This window comes from Pseudomonas sp. LB3P58, from assembly GCF_054897895.1.
Genome location: NZ_JBUBVE010000001.1, coordinates 4500150 through 4518313 on the forward strand (window position 1 = coordinate 4500150; position 18164 = coordinate 4518313).

The following is an 18164-nucleotide window of genomic DNA, read 5'->3' on the forward strand; positions in this document are numbered from 1 at the left end:
AATTCGGTAGCCAGGTCGTTCTCCTTGCGGATTACGCTCCAGCGAATGGGTATGCGATAGTTTGGTGTTTGGTGAGTATCTCGAACTTTCGGTTCGTTTCGTCTTCACACACCGCAATCTGGTGCCTCTTCAGGACAGCAAATTGCTTGGGTGTTATATGGTCAAGCCTCACGGGCAATTAGTATTGGTTAGCTCAACGCCTCACAGCGCTTACACACCCAACCTATCAACGTCGTAGTCTTCGACGGCCCTTCAGGGGACTCAAGGTCCCAGTGAGATCTCATCTTGAGGCTAGTTTCCCGCTTAGATGCTTTCAGCGGTTATCTATTCCGAACATAGCTACCCGGCAATGCCACTGGCGTGACAACCGGAACACCAGAGGTTCGTCCACTCCGGTCCTCTCGTACTAGGAGCAGCCCCTCTCAAATCTCAAACGTCCACGGCAGATAGGGACCGAACTGTCTCACGACGTTCTAAACCCAGCTCGCGTACCACTTTAAATGGCGAACAGCCATACCCTTGGGACCGGCTTCAGCCCCAGGATGTGATGAGCCGACATCGAGGTGCCAAACACCGCCGTCGATATGAACTCTTGGGCGGTATCAGCCTGTTATCCCCGGAGTACCTTTTATCCGTTGAGCGATGGCCCTTCCATACAGAACCACCGGATCACTAAGACCTACTTTCGTACCTGCTCGACGTGTCTGTCTCGCAGTCAAGCGCGCTTTTGCCTTTATACTCTACGACCGATTTCCGACCGGTCTGAGCGCACCTTCGTACTCCTCCGTTACTCTTTAGGAGGAGACCGCCCCAGTCAAACTACCCACCATACACTGTCCTCGATCCGGATAACGGACCTGAGTTAGAACCTCAAAGTTGCCAGGGTGGTATTTCAAGGTTGGCTCCACGCGAACTGGCGTCCACGCTTCAAAGCCTCCCACCTATCCTACACAAGCAAATTCAAAGTCCAGTGCAAAGCTATAGTAAAGGTTCACGGGGTCTTTCCGTCTAGCCGCGGATACACTGCATCTTCACAGCGATTTCAATTTCACTGAGTCTCGGGTGGAGACAGCGCCGCCATCGTTACGCCATTCGTGCAGGTCGGAACTTACCCGACAAGGAATTTCGCTACCTTAGGACCGTTATAGTTACGGCCGCCGTTTACCGGGGCTTCGATCAAGAGCTTCGCGTTAGCTAACCCCATCAATTAACCTTCCGGCACCGGGCAGGCGTCACACCCTATACGTCCACTTTCGTGTTTGCAGAGTGCTGTGTTTTTAATAAACAGTCGCAGCGGCCTGGTATCTTCGACCGGCATGGGCTTACGCAGTAAATGCTTCACCCTCACCGGCGCACCTTCTCCCGAAGTTACGGTGCCATTTTGCCTAGTTCCTTCACCCGAGTTCTCTCAAGCGCCTTGGTATTCTCTACCCAACCACCTGTGTCGGTTTGGGGTACGGTTCCTGGTTACCTGAAGCTTAGAAGCTTTTCTTGGAAGCATGGCATCAACCACTTCGTCACCCAAAGGGTAACTCGTCATCAGCTCTCGGCCTTAGAATCCCGGATTTACCTAAGATTCCAGCCTACCACCTTAAACTTGGACAACCAACGCCAAGCTGGCCTAGCCTTCTCCGTCCCTCCATCGCAATAACCAGAAGTACAGGAATATTAACCTGTTTTCCATCGACTACGCTTTTCAGCCTCGCCTTAGGGACCGACTAACCCTGCGTCGATTAACGTTGCGCAGGAAACCTTGGTCTTTCGGCGTGGGTGTTTTTCACACCCATTGTCGTTACTCATGTCAGCATTCGCACTTCTGATACCTCCAGCAAGCTTCTCAACTCACCTTCACAGGCTTACAGAACGCTCCTCTACCGCATCACCTAAGTGATACCCGTAGCTTCGGTGTATGGTTTGAGCCCCGTTACATCTTCCGCGCAGGCCGACTCGACTAGTGAGCTATTACGCTTTCTTTAAAGGGTGGCTGCTTCTAAGCCAACCTCCTAGCTGTCTAAGCCTTCCCACATCGTTTCCCACTTAACCATAACTTTGGGACCTTAGCTGACGGTCTGGGTTGTTTCCCTTTTCACGACGGACGTTAGCACCCGCCGTGTGTCTCCCATGCTCGGCACTTGTAGGTATTCGGAGTTTGCATCGGTTTGGTAAGTCGGGATGACCCCCTAGCCGAAACAGTGCTCTACCCCCTACAGTGATACATGAGGCGCTACCTAAATAGCTTTCGAGGAGAACCAGCTATCTCCGAGCTTGATTAGCCTTTCACTCCGATCCACAGGTCATCCGCTAACTTTTCAACGGTAGTCGGTTCGGTCCTCCAGTTAGTGTTACCCAACCTTCAACCTGCCCATGGATAGATCGCCCGGTTTCGGGTCTATTCCCAGCGACTAGACGCCCTATTAAGACTCGCTTTCGCTACGCCTCCCCTATTCGGTTAAGCTCGCCACTGAAAATAAGTCGCTGACCCATTATACAAAAGGTACGCAGTCACCCAACAAAGTGGGCTCCCACTGCTTGTACGCATACGGTTTCAGGATCTATTTCACTCCCCTCTCCGGGGTTCTTTTCGCCTTTCCCTCACGGTACTAGTTCACTATCGGTCAGTCAGTAGTATTTAGCCTTGGAGGATGGTCCCCCCATATTCAGACAAAGTTTCTCGTGCTCCGTCCTACTCGATTTCATGACTAAGAGATTTTCGCGTACAGGGCTATCACCCACTATGGCCGCACTTTCCAGAGCGTTCCGCTAATCTCAAAGCCACTTAAGGGCTAGTCCCCGTTCGCTCGCCACTACTAAGGGAATCTCGGTTGATTTCTTTTCCTCAGGGTACTTAGATGTTTCAGTTCCCCTGGTTCGCCTCTTAAGCCTATGTATTCAGCTTAAGATAACCATCTTATGATGGCTGGGTTCCCCCATTCAGACATCTCCGGATCAAAGTCTGTTTGCCGACTCCCCGAAGCTTTTCGCAGGCTACCACGTCTTTCATCGCCTCTGACTGCCAAGGCATCCACCGTATGCGCTTCTTCACTTGACCATATAACCCCAAGCAATCTGGTTATACTGTGAAGACGACATTCGCCGAAAATTCGATTCTTGCTCATAAAGAGCAACTCACAAATTTTACCTTAGCCTGATCCGTTACCAGTGAAAGTAACGTTCAGTCTATCTTTCTATCACATACCCAAATTTTTAAAGAACGATCTAATCAAAGACTAGAAATCAATATTCAATTTCGAATACTCATTTCTAAACTCTAACGACACAAGCCACCTTAGAGGCTGGCTTATCGTCTTCTTCAATGAATCAAGCAATTCGTGTGGGAACTTATGGAGCAGCTGATGTCGTCGATTAAGGAGGTGATCCAGCCGCAGGTTCCCCTACGGCTACCTTGTTACGACTTCACCCCAGTCATGAATCACACCGTGGTAACCGTCCTCCCGAAGGTTAGACTAGCTACTTCTGGTGCAACCCACTCCCATGGTGTGACGGGCGGTGTGTACAAGGCCCGGGAACGTATTCACCGCGACATTCTGATTCGCGATTACTAGCGATTCCGACTTCACGCAGTCGAGTTGCAGACTGCGATCCGGACTACGATCGGTTTTCTGGGATTAGCTCCACCTCGCGGCTTGGCAACCCTCTGTACCGACCATTGTAGCACGTGTGTAGCCCAGGCCGTAAGGGCCATGATGACTTGACGTCATCCCCACCTTCCTCCGGTTTGTCACCGGCAGTCTCCTTAGAGTGCCCACCTTAACGTGCTGGTAACTAAGGACAAGGGTTGCGCTCGTTACGGGACTTAACCCAACATCTCACGACACGAGCTGACGACAGCCATGCAGCACCTGTCTCAATGTTCCCGAAGGCACTCCGCTATCTCTAGCAGATTCATTGGATGTCAAGGCCTGGTAAGGTTCTTCGCGTTGCTTCGAATTAAACCACATGCTCCACCGCTTGTGCGGGCCCCCGTCAATTCATTTGAGTTTTAACCTTGCGGCCGTACTCCCCAGGCGGTCAACTTAATGCGTTAGCTGCGCCACTAAGAGCTCAAGGCTCCCAACGGCTAGTTGACATCGTTTACGGCGTGGACTACCAGGGTATCTAATCCTGTTTGCTCCCCACGCTTTCGCACCTCAGTGTCAGTATCAGTCCAGGTGGTCGCCTTCGCCACTGGTGTTCCTTCCTATATCTACGCATTTCACCGCTACACAGGAAATTCCACCACCCTCTACCATACTCTAGCTTGTCAGTTTTGAATGCAGTTCCCAGGTTGAGCCCGGGGATTTCACATCCAACTTAACAAACCACCTACGCGCGCTTTACGCCCAGTAATTCCGATTAACGCTTGCACCCTCTGTATTACCGCGGCTGCTGGCACAGAGTTAGCCGGTGCTTATTCTGTCGGTAACGTCAAGACACCAACGTATTAGGTTAATGCCCTTCCTCCCAACTTAAAGTGCTTTACAATCCGAAGACCTTCTTCACACACGCGGCATGGCTGGATCAGGCTTTCGCCCATTGTCCAATATTCCCCACTGCTGCCTCCCGTAGGAGTCTGGACCGTGTCTCAGTTCCAGTGTGACTGATCATCCTCTCAGACCAGTTACGGATCGTCGCCTTGGTGAGCCATTACCTCACCAACTAGCTAATCCGACCTAGGCTCATCTGATAGCGCAAGGCCCGAAGGTCCCCTGCTTTCTCCCGTAGGACGTATGCGGTATTAGCGTCCGTTTCCGAGCGTTATCCCCCACTACCAGGCAGATTCCTAGGCATTACTCACCCGTCCGCCGCTCGCCACCAGGTACAAGTACCCGTGCTGCCGCTCGACTTGCATGTGTTAGGCCTGCCGCCAGCGTTCAATCTGAGCCATGATCAAACTCTTCAGTTCAAACATCTTTGGGTTTTTAAGAAACCCTAAACTTGGCTCAGCAATCGTTGGTTACATCTTTGATTTCTCGCGGAGTAACTTGTGATGCTGATAATCTTGTTGACTATCAGTCTGACTCCACAAGCACCCACACGAATTGCTTGATTCAGTTGTTAAAGAGCGGCTGGTTAAGATCTTTCGTCTCAACCGAGGAGCGTACTCTACAGCACACATCCTTAAGTAGCAACCTTAAAAGTTTCTGATTTTTTAACAAAATCAATTACTTAGACTAAAAGCAACATCGTGCTGCTCGTTAGCGGGAGGAGAATAGTACAGGATTAAAATACGCGGTCAACCCCCACCTCAAAATTCTTTTCCTTATAAAGGAGCCTAGGGTGCCACTATGAAAACGCCCAAGGTCTGATGCTAACGTTCAGGCGTTCCCCTACCCAGGTCCCGAACAACCATTCAAGGATGACCAAAAGAACAGCACTGCCCCCGGCAGACGCAATTGTGGCCAGAGCGAACTCATCAGCGTATCCATACCTATCCTTAATAGAAGGGAACGGTTATGAAAAAGCCCCGCCAGATATTTATCTGAGCGAGGCTTTTTTATGCCTGAAGCAATCCGCTTGCACCCACGCTGTACCCATGAGGGTTTACCGGAGGGGCCATGAATTTCTAGAGGCCTTGAGTTATATGGTGTCCCAGGGCAGGTTCGAACTGCCAACCTTCCCCTTAGGAGGGGGATGCTCTATCCAATTGAGCTACTGAGACACAGATCGACCACGAAGAAGCGCGATGCGATGGACGGCGTGCATGTTAACGGGCAGGCCTGCTTTTGTCATGTCGTCCGTTGGGCTTTTTAAGTGTAGGCAGACACCTCGCAGGAGCGTGGCTTTGTTTACCGTGCAAATTGCATCACCGCAAAAAGCCATCATTGCAAAATGCAATGCAGGCACCTCGATGAAATATCTTAATTCATTGTTTTTAAAGGATTTAATTACCGTTAGACTCTTGGCATGCCGGCTGCTTTAGCTGTTCCCGAAGAACAACGGAGGCCAGCCTCATGAACAGCGCCCTTTTACTCTCGATCGCGATCGCTCTGGCGATTCTGTTGGGCTTTCATTTTGTCCCCGAGAGCGGTGTAGATCCGGTTGCTCAACAAATGCCTCATTACCTTCAGGTGCAAAGAGCGCCTCAACTGGCGGTAATGAGCGATCAGCGCAGCTTTGTCAGCCAAGAGGTGAGCCAGGAGGGCATTCTGCTGCCGGCTCAGTCTTCAGAACGTTTGGTATTTTGAATCACCCCATCAGGAGCACCGCATGTCCAAAGCAGCCGCAGGGTTTTTCATCCTCGCCTTACTGAGCGGCATTCTTCATCTATCAGTGGTCCAGGATACGGTCCTCACCCTGCCTTTGATCGCCAGCGGTGTGTTCGGTGCGCTGTTTGTGCTGGCGTTGATTGCCGGGCGCAAGATCAAGTTCGATCCGGTACTGCGTTAACCCTCAACAGGTCCAGCAAATTGGCAACTGTGGTGGACAGTTCGCCTGAATTGTCGAGTCGATGGATCTGCGTGTCACCGATTGAACCCGCGGCCGTGAATAACCCATTGCGATGCAGCCTTGCTTCAATCTCAGCAAAACTCTCGCGACCACGGCGCAGCAGGCGCTCTCGCAGAACTTCATCCTTGACCGTCAAAAGAACCGGCAACAGTGCTGGATACCTGTGCAGCGCTTCAGCCAGATGGCCGCGAGAACCGTTGACCAAGACATGCCGTCCGTCATTGAGCCATTGATCTATTTCGATCGGAATACCGTAATCCAGGCCATTGGCGTTCCAGCACAGCGCGAAATCGCCCTGGACTCTGTGTTGCTCGAACTCTTCCCGCGAAACGCCAATCGCATCTTCGCCCACTGATTCGGCCGAACGCGTGATGACCCGACGCACCACTTCGCAATTGAGCGTCTGCAACGGCTCTCGAGCGGCTTCGATGAGGCTGTCCTTGCCGGACCCAGAAGGCCCCATCAAGTAAATCAGCCTGCCATCCATCTTGAAATCACCTCGCACTGCACGTCTTCCCCTAGTAAATCGGCCAATTGCCACTATCCTGTACAAGTAAGGAACACTGATCGAATCTGCACAGCATGCGCCTTCAGGCGTCCCAGGGCATCACCTGCTGGGCAAGAGGAGGCGGTCAGTAATTCGGACCAGGACAAGCTTTTCAAACCAGTCCGCATTTCTGATAATTGGTGCTGGCATAACGCCTTTATCCAGTTCAATATTTGTCACAGAATTGACGCCAATGAACTGGCTGCTTTGAGGCATGATGCGAGCCTCTATCAATTCAGGTTGAACATTTGGCCAGACCGCTTGTCCTATCAGACATCCTGCGGCCAATCCCGAGAACCGCTCCCCTGAACTAACCGGTTAAATATATGCGCCCATTGAAACAGGCAATTTATTCCAGCCGTACGGCTGACAAGTTCGTCGTACGTCTGCCAGACGGAATGCGTGAACGCATTGCCGAGGTGGCTCGCAATCATCATCGCAGCATGAACTCCGAAATCATCGCGCGCCTCGAGCAGAGCCTTATTCAGGAAGGCGCGCTGGGCGAAGAGTTGAGCATGCGCCTGGACAGCCCGGAGCTGTCATTACACGAACGTGAACTGCTGCAACGCTTCCGCCAACTCTCCCACCGTCAGCAGAACGCTCTTGTTTCGCTGATTGCGCATGATGCCGAAATGGCCGCAGACGCTTCCTGATTTCATCCGAAAGTTCAAGCCAGCTTAATCGCTGGCTTTTTTTTGCCTGAAATTCGGGCATAAAAAAACCCGCCGATTGATTGGCGGGTTTTTAATGTCGATAAGTCAGAGCAGGAAGATCGTTGCCAACCCAAGAAAGATGAAGAACCCGCCGCTGTCCGTCATGGCGGTGATCATCACGCTGGCGCCCATCGCAGGATCGCGCCCAAGCCGCGCCAGGGTCATGGGAATCAACACCCCCGCCAATGCCGCCAGCAACAGGTTGAGCGTCATGGCAGCGGTCATCACTACCCCCAGAGACCAACTGCCATACAACAAATAGGCGACGACACCGATCACACCACCCCAGACCAGGCCATTGATCAAGCCTACCGCCAACTCCTTGCGCATCAGGCGCGAAGTATTGCCGGTGCTGACCTGATCCAGCGCCATGGCCCGAACGATCATGGTGATCGTCTGGTTACCCGAGTTACCACCGATACCCGCCACGATCGGCATCAGTGCCGCCAACGCCACCAATTTCTCGATGGAGCCTTCGAAAAGACCAATCACCCGGGATGCGATGAATGCGGTGATCAGGTTAACTGCCAGCCAGGCCCAACGGTTACGCAGGGATTTCCAGACTGACGCAAAAATATCTTCCTCTTCACGCAGACCCGCCATGTTGAGAACTTCGTTTTCGCTCTCTTCACGAATCAGGTCGACCATTTCATCGATGGTCAGACGGCCGATCAGCTTGCCGTTCTTGTCGACTACAGGCGCCGAGATCAAGTCGTAACGTTCGAACGCCTGAGCAGCGTCATAGGCGTCTTCATCCGGGTGAAAACTCACCGGGTCGCTGGCCATGACTTCCGAAACCTGTTTTTCCGGGTCGTTGACCAGCAAACGCTTGATCGGCAACACACCCTTGAGCACGCCGTCGTAATCGACCACGAACAGTTTGTCCGTGTGGCTAGGCAGCTCCTTGAGGCGCCGCAGGTAACGCAAAACCACTTCGAGACTGACGTCCTCACGGATCGTCACCATCTCGAAGTCCATCAGCGCACCGACCTGCTCCTCGTCGTAGGACAACGCAGAGCGGACGCGCTCACGCTGTTGACCGTCGAGGGTTTCCATCAGCTCGTGGACGACGTCTCGCGGCAGCTCGGAGGCCAGGTCAGCAAGTTCGTCGGCGTCCATGTCCTTGGCTGCAGCCAAGAGCTCGTGATCGTCCATGTCGGCGATCAGCGTTTCACGAACCGAATCGGATACTTCGAGCAGAATGTCGCCGTCGCGATCGGCCTTGACCAATTGCCAGAGCGTCAGACGATCGCCCAGCGGCAAGGCTTCAAGGATGTAGGCGACGTCGGCGGAGTGCAGATCATCGAGCTTGCGTTGCAACTCGACGAGGTTTTGCCGGTGAACCAGGTTCTCGACCCGGTCGTGATGCGGACCTTCCTGGCGGTGAGTCAGGTCTTCGACCACCCGCTGACGTTGCAGCAGCTCAACAACTTGAGCGAGGCGGTCCTGCAAGCTTTCCTGCGTTTTCTTTACTTCAACTTCAGACATAGGCGAACTCCACTCCCAGCAGCGGGGCACGCCGGAAGGATCAATCAGTCAATTCATGATTGGAAAAACGGGGTACTGAGTAACTACTGGGTAAGTCCATGGAGGTATTCCACAAGCCCCGGCGGGGCTGACGGGCGCAATGATACACCGCCCGACGGTTTTAAACGTTAAAAAATCGTGGCTGAAACAAGCGCTTGCAAGACAAACCTGAGCACCGCCCTGATCCATGAAACTGCGACGACTCATCCTGAAAAGAAAACACACCACAGCCGAAAAATGTAACGACTACCCTTCAGATGGACCGTCATGGAGGACGTTTGATGCCATCGAATGCACATTGTTTTTTGTTGATCACCCTGCTCTGCCCGCCGCCCTGGGCGCTTGCGACGACCGTTCACCGCTGCGAGGCGGCCGACGGGCGCATCACCTTCACTACGTTGAGCTGCAAGGCCGGAGACAGCCTTTCGCTGCAGGATGTCCGCACCTTCACACCAGGCAGCGTGACCGCTCTCATGCCGGAAGCCGAGAGTCGCGAAACATCAGGTATGAAAATCAAAAGGAGAGATCCGACTGTCGTCGGCAAGACCGAGGACAAATGCGGAAACCTCATCAGCGCTAAAGAACGCCGCGAAGCGATCATCAATCAGCGGGTTGTTGCCGGCATGAGTCAACAGGATGTCGAGAGCGCCCTTGGCAAGCCAGACAAGATCAATATTCGCAATTCGGCCACGAGCTACCGTTACGACACCCAGCGAGGTCGTAGCGCACACGTTGAATTCGATGAGAGAGGATGCACCAAAGGAAAAGCCAAATCCCAGACGGCAAAAAGCCCGCGTTAAACGCGGGCTTTTTGTTGTTTGGTGCACTCGACAGGATTCGAACCTGTGACCGCTCGGTTCGTAGCCGAGTACTCTATCCAGCTGAGCTACGAGTGCATTTGTGTTTTTATACCAGATCACAACTGGTTGAAGCCAAGTCATTCACATTACTGCAGATGACTCTTAAATGGTGCACTCGACAGGATTCGAACCTGTGACCGCTCGGTTCGTAGCCGAGTACTCTATCCAGCTGAGCTACGAGTGCATTTGTTGCCGCGCATTATAGGCCGTCTAATCTCTATGTCAAACACTTTTTCTAGTAATTTCAACAACTTACCGAAGAAGCCAGATTACAACGTACTACGCAAATAATGGCGGAGAACGGGGGATTCGAACCCCCGACACCCTTTTGAGGTGTACTCCCTTAGCAGGGGAGCGCCTTCGGCCACTCGGCCAGCTCTCCGCAACACGGGGCGTATATTAACCAGCTTCTTCCCCGTTTGCAAACATAAAAAACGATAAAAATTAATGGCTTGGTTCTTCGTCCTTCTCTTTCTTTATACGCAGGTAAATTTCCTCACGGTGGACCGCAACCTCTTTCGGGGCGTTGACACCGATACGCACTTGATTTCCTTTGACGCCGAGCACGGTCACGGTGATTTCGCCATCACCAATAATCAGGCTTTCTGCGCACCGACGAGTCAGAATCAGCATACCTTTCTCCTCACGCATTTCATTTCAGGGACAACAGTCTGCAAAAAAAAGGCACTCGACCTACAACCGGAACGATCGCAGCCCTACATGCCTGAGTATTGACTAGCGCGAGCAAAAGAACAGCTTCGGGTCGCACCATTCAAAAAAACAAAAGGGCGCGGTCAGACCGCGCCCTTCGGCAAACGCATCACTCGCCCTGACGGACCGGTGCGTCCAGTTCGAAAGCCGTGTGCAGAGCGCGCACAGCCAGTTCCAGGTACTTCTCTTCGATCACTACAGAGACTTTGATCTCCGAAGTCGAGATCATCTGGATGTTGATGCTTTCCTTGGCCAGGGATTCGAACATGCGGCTGGCCACGCCTGCGTGGGAGCGCATGCCGACACCGACGATCGACACCTTGGCAATCTTGATGTCGCCAACGACTTCACGGGCACCGATCTCGCGAGCGGTGTTTTCCAGCACGGTTTGCGCGGCCTGGAAGTCATTGCGATGCACAGTGAAGGTGAAGTCGGTGGTGTTATCGTGCGCAACGTTCTGCACGATCATGTCGACTTCGATGTTCGCGGCGCTGATCGGGCCGAGAATCTTGAATGCAACGCCCGGGGTGTCTGGCACGCCACGGATGGTCAGCTTGGCTTCATCGCGGTTGAAAGCGATGCCGGAAATGATCGGCTGTTCCATGGTTTCCTCTTCATCAATAGTAATGAGGGTGCCCGGACCCTCCTTGAAGCTGTGCAGTACGCGCAGCGGAACGTTGTACTTGCCGGCGAATTCCACCGCACGGATCTGCAACACCTTGGAACCGAGGCTGGCCATTTCCAGCATCTCTTCGAAGGTAATCTTGTCCAGGCGCTGAGCCACGGACACCACTCGCGGGTCGGTGGTATAGACGCCGTCGACGTCGGTGTAGATCTGGCATTCATCAGCCTTCAGGGCTGCTGCCAGCGCCACGCCGGTGGTGTCGGAACCGCCACGACCGAGGGTGGTGATGTTGCCGTGCTCGTCGACGCCCTGGAAACCGGCGACAACCACCACACGACCAGCCTTCAGGTCGCCACGAATCTTCTGGTCATCAATCTGCAAGATACGCGCTTTATTGTGCGCACTGTCCGTCAGAATCCGCACCTGGTTGCCGGTGTAGGACACCGCTGGCACGCCACGCTTGATCAGCGCCATGGCCAACAGCGCAATCGTCACCTGCTCACCGGTGGAGACGATCACGTCCAGCTCACGAGGAACTGGCTGGCCGTCGCCACTGATTTTCTTGGCCAGATCGATCAGACGGTTGGTTTCGCCGCTCATTGCAGACAGCACAACCACCAGGTCATCGCCGGCTTCGCGGAATTTCTTAACCTTGTCGGCGACCTGCTCGATTCTCTCGACAGTGCCGACCGAGGTGCCTCCAAATTTCTGTACGATCAAAGCCATTTCAAAGCCGCCTCTGCCCATGAAGGGCGCCCAAATAATCACTCAAACAGCGTTCGGGCCCGCCACTAGACTGCGGGCCGGACACACTGCCTTATAAACCCTGCTCTACAAATGGAACAGTCAGGGCCAATGCCGCATCCAGTGCGCCAGCGTCAGTACCACCGCCTTGCGCCATGTCTGGACGACCACCGCCCTTCCCGCCCACTGCCGCAGCGGCTTGCTTCATCAAATCACCGGCTTTGAGTTGGCCAGTCAGGTCTTTGGTTACGCCTGCAACCAGAACGACCTTTTCCTCATGGACACTGCCGAGCAGGATCACTGCGCGGCCGAGTTTGTTTTTCAGTTGATCGACCAGCGCCAGCAGCGCCTTGCCGTCCTGACCGTCCAGACGCACGGCCAGCACCTTCACGCCTTTGACGTCCAGGGCAGAAGCCGACAGATCGTCGCCCGCCGCGCTGGCAGCCTTGGCTTGCAACTGCTCGAGTTGCTTCTCCAGCAGACGGTTGCGCTCCAGCACAGCCGACAGCTTGTCGATCAGGTTGTCGCGGCTACCCTTGACCAGGTTGGCCGCTTCCTTGAGTTGTTCTTCAGCAGCGTTCAAGTATGCCAGCGCCGCGGCGCCAGTGACCGCTTCGATACGACGCACGCCGGAAGCCACACCGCCTTCGCTGATAATCTTCAGCAGGCCGATGTCGCCGGTACGGTTGGCGTGGATACCGCCGCACAGTTCGACGGAGAAATCACCGCCCATGCTCAGTACGCGCACATTGTCGCCGTACTTCTCGCCGAACAGCGCCATGGCGCCCTTCTGCTTGGCGGTTTCGATATCGGTTTCTTCGGTTTCAACTTCGGAGTTCTTGCGAATCTCGGCGTTGACGATGTCTTCCAGCGCCTTCAACTGCTCAGGTTTGATGGCTTCGAAGTGGCTGAAGTCAAAGCGCAGGCGCTGACTGTCGACCAACGAGCCTTTCTGCTGAACGTGGTCGCCCAGCACCTGGCGCAATGCGGCGTGCAGCAAGTGAGTTGCCGAGTGGTTCAGCGAAGTCGCGTGACGCACTTCGGCATCAACATGCGTTTCTACCGGCGCGCCGATGGTCAGGCTGCCCGACGCCAGCACGCCGTGGTGCAAGAAGGCGCCACCGGTTTTGGTGGTATCGCGCACGTCAAAGCGTGCGTTGCCGACCTGAAGGAAACCGCAGTCGCCAATCTGACCACCGGATTCAGCGTAGAACGGCGTCTGGTTCAGTACAACCACGCCCTCTTCGCCTTCACTGAGCACGTCGACCGACTGGCCATCTTTATAGAGACCAACGACTTTCGCCGAACCTTTGGTCGCTTCATAGCCGGTGAATTCGGTGGCCACATCAACCTTGACCAGGCTGTTGTAGTCCATGCCGAAGGAGCTGGCGGAACGCGCACGGACGCGCTGGGCTTCCATTTCGCGCTCGAAGCCTGCTTCGTCGATGGTCAGGCTGCGTTCGCGAGCGATGTCGCCGGTCAGGTCCATCGGGAAACCGTAGGTGTCGTAGAGTTTGAACACTACGTCGCCCGGCACCACGTCGCCTTTGAGTTCCGCCAGATCCTGCTCGAGGATTTTCAGGCCCTGCTCGAGGGTCTTCGCGAACTGCTCTTCTTCAGCTTTCAGTACGCGCTCGATGTGCGCTTGCTGGGATTTCAGCTCAGGGAAGGCTTCGCCCATCTCGGCGACCAGTGCCGCAACGATTTGGTAGAAGAAACTGCCCTTAGCGCCCAGCTTGTTGCCGTGACGGCAGGCGCGACGAATGATCCGGCGCAGCACGTAACCGCGACCTTCGTTGGACGGCAGCACGCCGTCGGCAATCAGGAAACCGCACGAACGAATGTGGTCAGCCACGACTTTCAGCGAAGCCTGAGCGTCGTTGGTGCAGCCGATGGCCTTGGCCGATGCGCTCAGCAGGCTCTGGAACAGGTCGATTTCATAGTTCGAGTGAACGTGTTGCAGCACGGCACTGATCCGCTCCAGGCCCATGCCGGTATCGACCGACGGCGCTGGCAGCGGGTGCAACACGCCATCGGCGGTGCGGTTGAACTGCATGAACACGTTGTTCCAGATTTCAATGTAACGGTCGCCATCTTCTTCCGGCGAGCCCGGTGGGCCGCCCCAGATGTCGGCACCGTGATCGTAGAAAATCTCGGTGCAAGGACCGCACGGGCCGGTATCGCCCATGGTCCAGAAGTTGTCGGACGCGTACGGCGCACCTTTGTTGTCGCCAATGCGAACCATGCGCTCGGCCGGAACGCCGATTTCCTTGGTCCAGATGTCGTAGGCCTCGTCATCGCTGGCGTAGACGGTGACCCAGAGCTTTTCTTTCGGCAGGTTCAGCCACTTGTCGGACGTCAGGAAGTTCCAGGCGTAGGTGATCGCATCGCGCTTGAAGTAATCACCGAAGCTGAAGTTACCCAGCATTTCGAAGAATGTGTGGTGACGGGCGGTATAACCGACGTTTTCCAGGTCGTTGTGCTTGCCGCCGGCGCGCACGCATTTCTGGCTGCTGACCGCGCGGGTGTACGCGCGCTTTTCCTGGCCCAGGAAACAGTCCTTGAACTGGTTCATCCCCGCGTTAGTGAACAGCAGGGTTGGGTCGTTGCCCGGAATCAAAGAGCTGGAGGCTACACGGGTGTGGCCTTGCTCTTCGAAGAAGCGAAGGAAGGCTTCACGGATTTCTGCGCTTTTCATTATGTTCTTCCACGGAGGCTGCGGCCAAAGGCCTGTGCGAAACGTCAACAGACGAAGCGACGGCAAAGGGCCGCATTATATCGGCCCTGCGCGCGGGGTACAGCGTGTTTATACGATAGAAACGGTCAATTGGACCGCTAACGCTATCAGTTGCGCGAAAACTCGACGAATGTCGCGACGACCTGCTCGATTTGAGCACGGCTGACGTCCATGTGCGTCACCATGCGCAGGCGGCCGGCAGCGCTGAGCTTGATCCCGCGTTCGGCGGCAAACGCCTTGATGGCCTCGGCCTTGTCGCCCATCTGCACGTAAACCATGTTGGTCTGCACCGGCTCGACCTCGTAACCCGCGGCTCGCAAGCCTTCGGCCAGCAACTGCGCATTGGCGTGGTCATCAGCCAAACGCTGAACATGGTTATCCAGCGCGTACAAACCTGCTGCAGCCAGAATCCCGGCCTGGCGCATGCCGCCGCCGACCATCTTGCGCAGGCGTCGCGCCTTAGCGATCAATTCGACCGAGCCGCACAGCACCGAACCGATCGGCGCGCCCAGGCCTTTGGACAGGCAGACCGATACGGAATCAAAGTGTTGAGCAATCTCCCGGGCGTCGACACCCAATTTGACCGCCGCGTTGTACAGCCGCGCGCCGTCCAGGTGCAGCTGCAACCCATGTTCACGGGTAAAGCTTCGAGCCTGCGCCAGATACTCCAGCGGCAAAACCTTGCCCTGCATGGTGTTTTCCAGCGCCAGCAAACGGGTGCGGGCGAAGTGGAAGTCATCCGGTTTGATCGCAGCCGCGACGTGCGCCAGGTCCAGCGAGCCGTCGGCCTGCACTTCCAGCGGTTGTGGCTGGATCGAACCCAGCACCGCCGCACCGCCGCCTTCGTACTTATAGGTGTGAGCCTGCTGGCCGACGATGTATTCGTCACCGCGTTCGCAGTGGGCCATCAAGCCCAGCAGATTGCTCATGGTGCCCGTCGGAACAAACAGCGCCGCGGCAAAGCCCAGCCGTTTTGCCAATTCAGCTTCCAGACGATTGACCGTCGGATCTTCGCCGTAAACGTCGTCACCAGTGGCCGCTGTGGCCATCGCGTCGAGCATCCCTGCGGTCGGTTGGGTGACGGTGTCGCTGCGAAGATCAATAACGCTCATGAATCTGGCCTCGGTAAGCAGGGAAAATCCCTTTCAGTCAGGAATTACTGCGGTCATGCAGACGAATAATCAACCCTTGGGTAGGAAAAGGCTTCCTGAACCGACGAAAAAGTCGATAGCAATCATCAAATAGCAGCAATGCACAGGTGAGAAATATGTGTTAAAAACGCTTCGTCGCCAAACAATCTGGCGGCAAAACGTTCTCAGGGCGGGGTGCAACTCCCCACCGGCGGTAATTGCGCGCAATGCGCATAGCCCGCGAGCGCTTGGCGACAGGCACGGCAATGGCTGTGATGGCGGCAAGGTCAGCAGACCCGGTGTGATCCCGGGGCCGACGGTCATAGTCCGGATGAAGAGAGAACGGGATTGGCGCCAAAGGGCCGTCCGCAGGCATTCGTGCGAGCGTGCGTACCCTTAAATCCCATTCGATTCATATGCCCTGTTTTTACATAAACAGGAGTCAGAACATGCAACCCACCGCAATCGATAGCAAAAGCAAAAACCATCAGGGCGAGCGCGTTGCGTTCATCCAGGCCTGCTGGCACAAGGAAATCGTCGATCAGAGCCGTAAAGGCTTTGTGGCCGAAATGATTGCTCAGGGTTATCAGGAATCGGAGATCGATTTCTTCGAAGTCGGCGGCGCCTTTGAAATTCCGCTGCACGCCAAGCTGCTGGCCAAGTCCGGTCGTTATGCCGGCATTGTCGCGGCGGGTCTGGTGGTCGACGGCGGGATCTACCGCCACGAATTTGTCGCCCAGTCGGTGATCAGCGGCTTGATGCAGGTTCAGCTGGAAACCGAAGTGCCGGTGTTCTCGGTGGTTTTGACCCCACACCACTTCCATGCAGGCGAAGAACATCAGAAATTCTTCTTCGAGCATTTCGTGCATAAAGGCCAGGAAGCGGCGAAGACATGCGCGGATACGCTGCACAAAATGCGTGCGTTGCGTCGTAGTGAGCACCGCGCGGTAGCCGTCTAAAACACCTCTGGCCTGAGTGAAGTCTCTGGCTTCACTCAAATCAATGTGGGAGCGGGCTTGCTCGCGAAAGCGGTTTAACATTCAACGCATTTGTTGACTGTCAGTCCGCCTTCGCGAGCAAGCCCGCTCCCACATTTGTTATGTGTTGAATTCAGGCGAGGTTTTCGTCGGTAGTCGGCACAATCAGGATGCCGGCGCGCAGGCCGTTCTTGACCTTGGGGTTCGGGAAGATGATCCGGGCACCCTCCTCCTCAATGATCCACCGGGTCTGGGCGATGTCTTCGGCCAGCAGGTAACCCACTTCCAACTCCGAAAAGTTCTCGATGTCCGCTGGCAGGTTCAAGCGGAAGCTATCGCTGTGCTTGATGATTTCTCGCGCCACGCTAAACAACTGCAAACCGTCCAGCGCCTCTTCGGTCTGGGCCGGCTCGCTGCCTTCGATAATCTGTTTGAGGCGAGTTTCCAGCAGATCGACGTTGACCCCATCGTTCTGCCCGAATGGCCGCGCCTTGCCCAACTCGAGGGTAAAGGACTCCGCACCGAGCTTGTCGTAGGTATAGGAGCTGAAAACGATGGACGGCTTGTTTTGCAGCAGCACCGCTTCCATGCCGGCAGCGCGCAGGCGTGCCAGTTCCAGGCGTGAGTGCTGACGGCCTTCTTTCCAGGGATATAGCGCGAACTGTTCGATTTTCGAACCGCGAATCGCGGTGTGAAGGTCGTAGTGCAGACGGTTGCGATCCGGCAGGCTGAAGAAACTCGCCGCCAGCCGCTCCAGTTCACACGCGCGCAGGGCTTCGGAGCCGCTGCTTTGTTCGTGACGGCCGTTGAACAGCCGATTGACGTCCTGCTCGATGAAACGCTCGCCTTTGCGAATCGCTTCCGGATTGCCGAACAAGAACAGAATACGTGCGCGGGGCTTAAGATCGCCGCGGGCAATGTCGCGCAACAGGCGATCAAGCAACTCGATCGGCGCTGTTTCATTGCCATGGATGCCGGCCGATAGCAGCAGGTCCAGGCCGTTGTCGCGAGCTTCAGGTGGCCGGACTTCCAGCGCACCTTCGCTCAACCAGCGCATGCGTACGCCTTCGACAGTCAGTTGAGTCTTCTCCGCCGGTTCGCGGCCGGCGAGGGTCAGTTCAAGCAGTTTGCCGAGGGCGAGCATAG

At 55.2% G+C, this 18164-nt stretch carries 12 protein-coding genes, 4 tRNA genes, 2 rRNA genes and 1 riboswitch; of the genes, 5 read left to right on the top strand and 13 right to left on the bottom strand.

The features are described from left to right. Window positions 1-157 precede the first annotated feature (157 nt). The 3 genes from ACYZTZ_RS20890 to ACYZTZ_RS20900 all read right to left on the bottom strand — a co-directional run bounded on the left by ACYZTZ_RS20890 (window position 158) and on the right by ACYZTZ_RS20900 (window position 5659). Window positions 158-3049: ribosomal RNA gene (locus ACYZTZ_RS20890) — 23S ribosomal RNA — on the bottom strand. 315 nt (window positions 3050-3364) lie between these two features. Further along, window positions 3365-4903 (bottom strand): 16S ribosomal RNA (locus tag ACYZTZ_RS20895). Together the 16S and 23S rRNA genes form the textbook arrangement of a ribosomal RNA operon. A 679-nt stretch (window positions 4904-5582) precedes the next feature. Then, a tRNA-Arg gene (locus ACYZTZ_RS20900) sits at window positions 5583-5659 on the bottom strand. 292 nt (window positions 5660-5951) lie between these two features. Here ACYZTZ_RS20900 and ACYZTZ_RS20905 point away from each other — a divergent pair. Together ACYZTZ_RS20905 and ACYZTZ_RS20910 are read left to right on the top strand one after the other, a co-directional pair. Then, window positions 5952-6185, top strand: a complete 234-nt coding sequence (locus ACYZTZ_RS20905; RefSeq protein WP_461999581.1) for a hypothetical protein — start codon at window positions 5952-5954, stop codon at window positions 6183-6185. 22 nt (window positions 6186-6207) lie between these two features. Then, a complete protein-coding gene (locus ACYZTZ_RS20910; RefSeq protein ID WP_461999582.1) occupies window positions 6208-6387 on the top strand; it encodes a PA3371 family protein in 180 nt (59 codons plus the stop codon). On the opposite strand, the gene phnN is transcribed toward ACYZTZ_RS20910, so the two are convergent. Further along, on the bottom strand, window positions 6362-6934 hold the full coding sequence (phnN, locus tag ACYZTZ_RS20915; protein ID WP_461999583.1) for a phosphonate metabolism protein/1,5-bisphosphokinase (PRPP-forming) PhnN: 573 nt from the start codon (window positions 6932-6934) through the stop codon (window positions 6362-6364). The two genes, ACYZTZ_RS20910 and phnN, sit on opposite strands and share 26 nt — an antisense overlap. A gap of 386 nt (window positions 6935-7320) precedes the next feature. On the opposite strand from phnN, the gene ACYZTZ_RS20920 reads away from it, so the two are divergent. Continuing rightward, entirely contained in the window at window positions 7321-7647 is a 327-nt protein-coding gene (locus ACYZTZ_RS20920; protein WP_003178899.1) for an Arc family DNA-binding protein, read from the top strand. A 105-nt stretch (window positions 7648-7752) separates the two neighbouring features. On the opposite strand, the gene mgtE is transcribed toward ACYZTZ_RS20920, so the two are convergent. Beyond that, window positions 7753-9195, bottom strand: a complete 1443-nt coding sequence (gene mgtE, locus ACYZTZ_RS20925) for a magnesium transporter (protein WP_056741416.1) — start codon at window positions 9193-9195, stop codon at window positions 7753-7755. Window positions 9196-9515: 320 nt separating this feature from the next. Between mgtE and ACYZTZ_RS20930 the strand changes: the two genes are divergently transcribed. Then, window positions 9516-10034 carry a cell envelope protein SmpA gene (locus ACYZTZ_RS20930; RefSeq protein WP_461999584.1) on the top strand — a complete coding sequence of 173 codons (519 nt, stop codon included), beginning with the start codon at window positions 9516-9518 and terminating at the stop codon, window positions 10032-10034. 19 nt (window positions 10035-10053) lie between these two features. Here the strand turns inward: ACYZTZ_RS20930 and ACYZTZ_RS20935 are convergent. From ACYZTZ_RS20935 to ltaE, 7 genes are all read right to left on the bottom strand, one after another. After that, window positions 10054-10130: transfer RNA gene (locus ACYZTZ_RS20935), tRNA-Arg, on the bottom strand. 71 nt (window positions 10131-10201) lie between these two features. Beyond that, window positions 10202-10278: transfer RNA gene (locus ACYZTZ_RS20940), tRNA-Arg, on the bottom strand. Window positions 10279-10385: 107 nt separating this feature from the next. Further along, window positions 10386-10476: transfer RNA gene (locus tag ACYZTZ_RS20945), tRNA-Ser, on the bottom strand. Window positions 10477-10538: 62 nt separating this feature from the next. Next, window positions 10539-10727 carry a carbon storage regulator CsrA gene (gene csrA / locus ACYZTZ_RS20950; RefSeq protein ID WP_002554426.1) on the bottom strand — a complete coding sequence of 63 codons (189 nt, stop codon included), beginning with the start codon at window positions 10725-10727 and terminating at the stop codon, window positions 10539-10541. A gap of 187 nt (window positions 10728-10914) precedes the next feature. Beyond that, window positions 10915-12156: an aspartate kinase gene (locus tag ACYZTZ_RS20955; protein ID WP_046045479.1), complete on the bottom strand. Its 1242-nt coding sequence runs from the start codon at window positions 12154-12156 to the stop codon at window positions 10915-10917. 91 nt (window positions 12157-12247) lie between these two features. Further along, entirely contained in the window at window positions 12248-14872 is a 2625-nt protein-coding gene (alaS, locus tag ACYZTZ_RS20960) for an alanine--tRNA ligase (protein WP_461999585.1), read from the bottom strand. A gap of 146 nt (window positions 14873-15018) precedes the next feature. Further along, window positions 15019-16023: a low-specificity L-threonine aldolase gene (gene ltaE / locus ACYZTZ_RS20965; RefSeq protein ID WP_461999586.1), complete on the bottom strand. Its 1005-nt coding sequence runs from the start codon at window positions 16021-16023 to the stop codon at window positions 15019-15021. A 195-nt stretch (window positions 16024-16218) separates the two neighbouring features. Then, a riboswitch (FMN riboswitch) is annotated at window positions 16219-16389 on the top strand. A gap of 101 nt (window positions 16390-16490) precedes the next feature. Here ltaE and ACYZTZ_RS20970 point away from each other — a divergent pair. Further along, window positions 16491-17000: a 6,7-dimethyl-8-ribityllumazine synthase gene (locus tag ACYZTZ_RS20970; RefSeq protein WP_140676536.1), complete on the top strand. Its 510-nt coding sequence runs from the start codon at window positions 16491-16493 to the stop codon at window positions 16998-17000. A gap of 151 nt (window positions 17001-17151) precedes the next feature. Here the strand turns inward: ACYZTZ_RS20970 and astE are convergent, their stop codons facing one another. Then, window positions 17152-18162 (bottom strand): succinylglutamate desuccinylase, encoded by a 1011-nt coding sequence (gene astE / locus ACYZTZ_RS20975; RefSeq protein WP_461999587.1) that lies wholly within the window; start codon window positions 18160-18162, stop codon window positions 17152-17154. Window positions 18163-18164: the final 2 nt, after the last annotated feature.

Bases quoted from the DNA above. Each gene is read 5' to 3' on its own strand.
- ACYZTZ_RS20905 (WP_461999581.1), top strand. From the start codon at position 5,952: ATGAACAGCGCCCTTTTACTCTCGATCGCGATCGCTCTGGCGATTCTG.
- ACYZTZ_RS20910 (WP_461999582.1), top strand. From the start codon at position 6,208: ATGTCCAAAGCAGCCGCAGGGTTTTTCATCCTCGCCTTACTGAGCGGC.
- phnN (WP_461999583.1), bottom strand. From the start codon at position 6,934: ATGGATGGCAGGCTGATTTACTTGATGGGGCCTTCTGGGTCCGGCAAG.
- ACYZTZ_RS20920 (WP_003178899.1), top strand. From the start codon at position 7,321: ATGCGCCCATTGAAACAGGCAATTTATTCCAGCCGTACGGCTGACAAG.
- mgtE (WP_056741416.1), bottom strand. From the start codon at position 9,195: ATGTCTGAAGTTGAAGTAAAGAAAACGCAGGAAAGCTTGCAGGACCGC.
- ACYZTZ_RS20930 (WP_461999584.1), top strand. From the start codon at position 9,516: ATGCCATCGAATGCACATTGTTTTTTGTTGATCACCCTGCTCTGCCCG.
- csrA (WP_002554426.1), bottom strand. From the start codon at position 10,727: ATGCTGATTCTGACTCGTCGGTGCGCAGAAAGCCTGATTATTGGTGAT.
- ACYZTZ_RS20955 (WP_046045479.1), bottom strand. From the start codon at position 12,156: ATGGCTTTGATCGTACAGAAATTTGGAGGCACCTCGGTCGGCACTGTC.
- alaS (WP_461999585.1), bottom strand. From the start codon at position 14,872: ATGAAAAGCGCAGAAATCCGTGAAGCCTTCCTTCGCTTCTTCGAAGAG.
- ltaE (WP_461999586.1), bottom strand. From the start codon at position 16,023: ATGAGCGTTATTGATCTTCGCAGCGACACCGTCACCCAACCGACCGCA.
- ACYZTZ_RS20970 (WP_140676536.1), top strand. From the start codon at position 16,491: ATGCAACCCACCGCAATCGATAGCAAAAGCAAAAACCATCAGGGCGAG.
- astE (WP_461999587.1), bottom strand. From the start codon at position 18,162: ATGCTCGCCCTCGGCAAACTGCTTGAACTGACCCTCGCCGGCCGCGAA.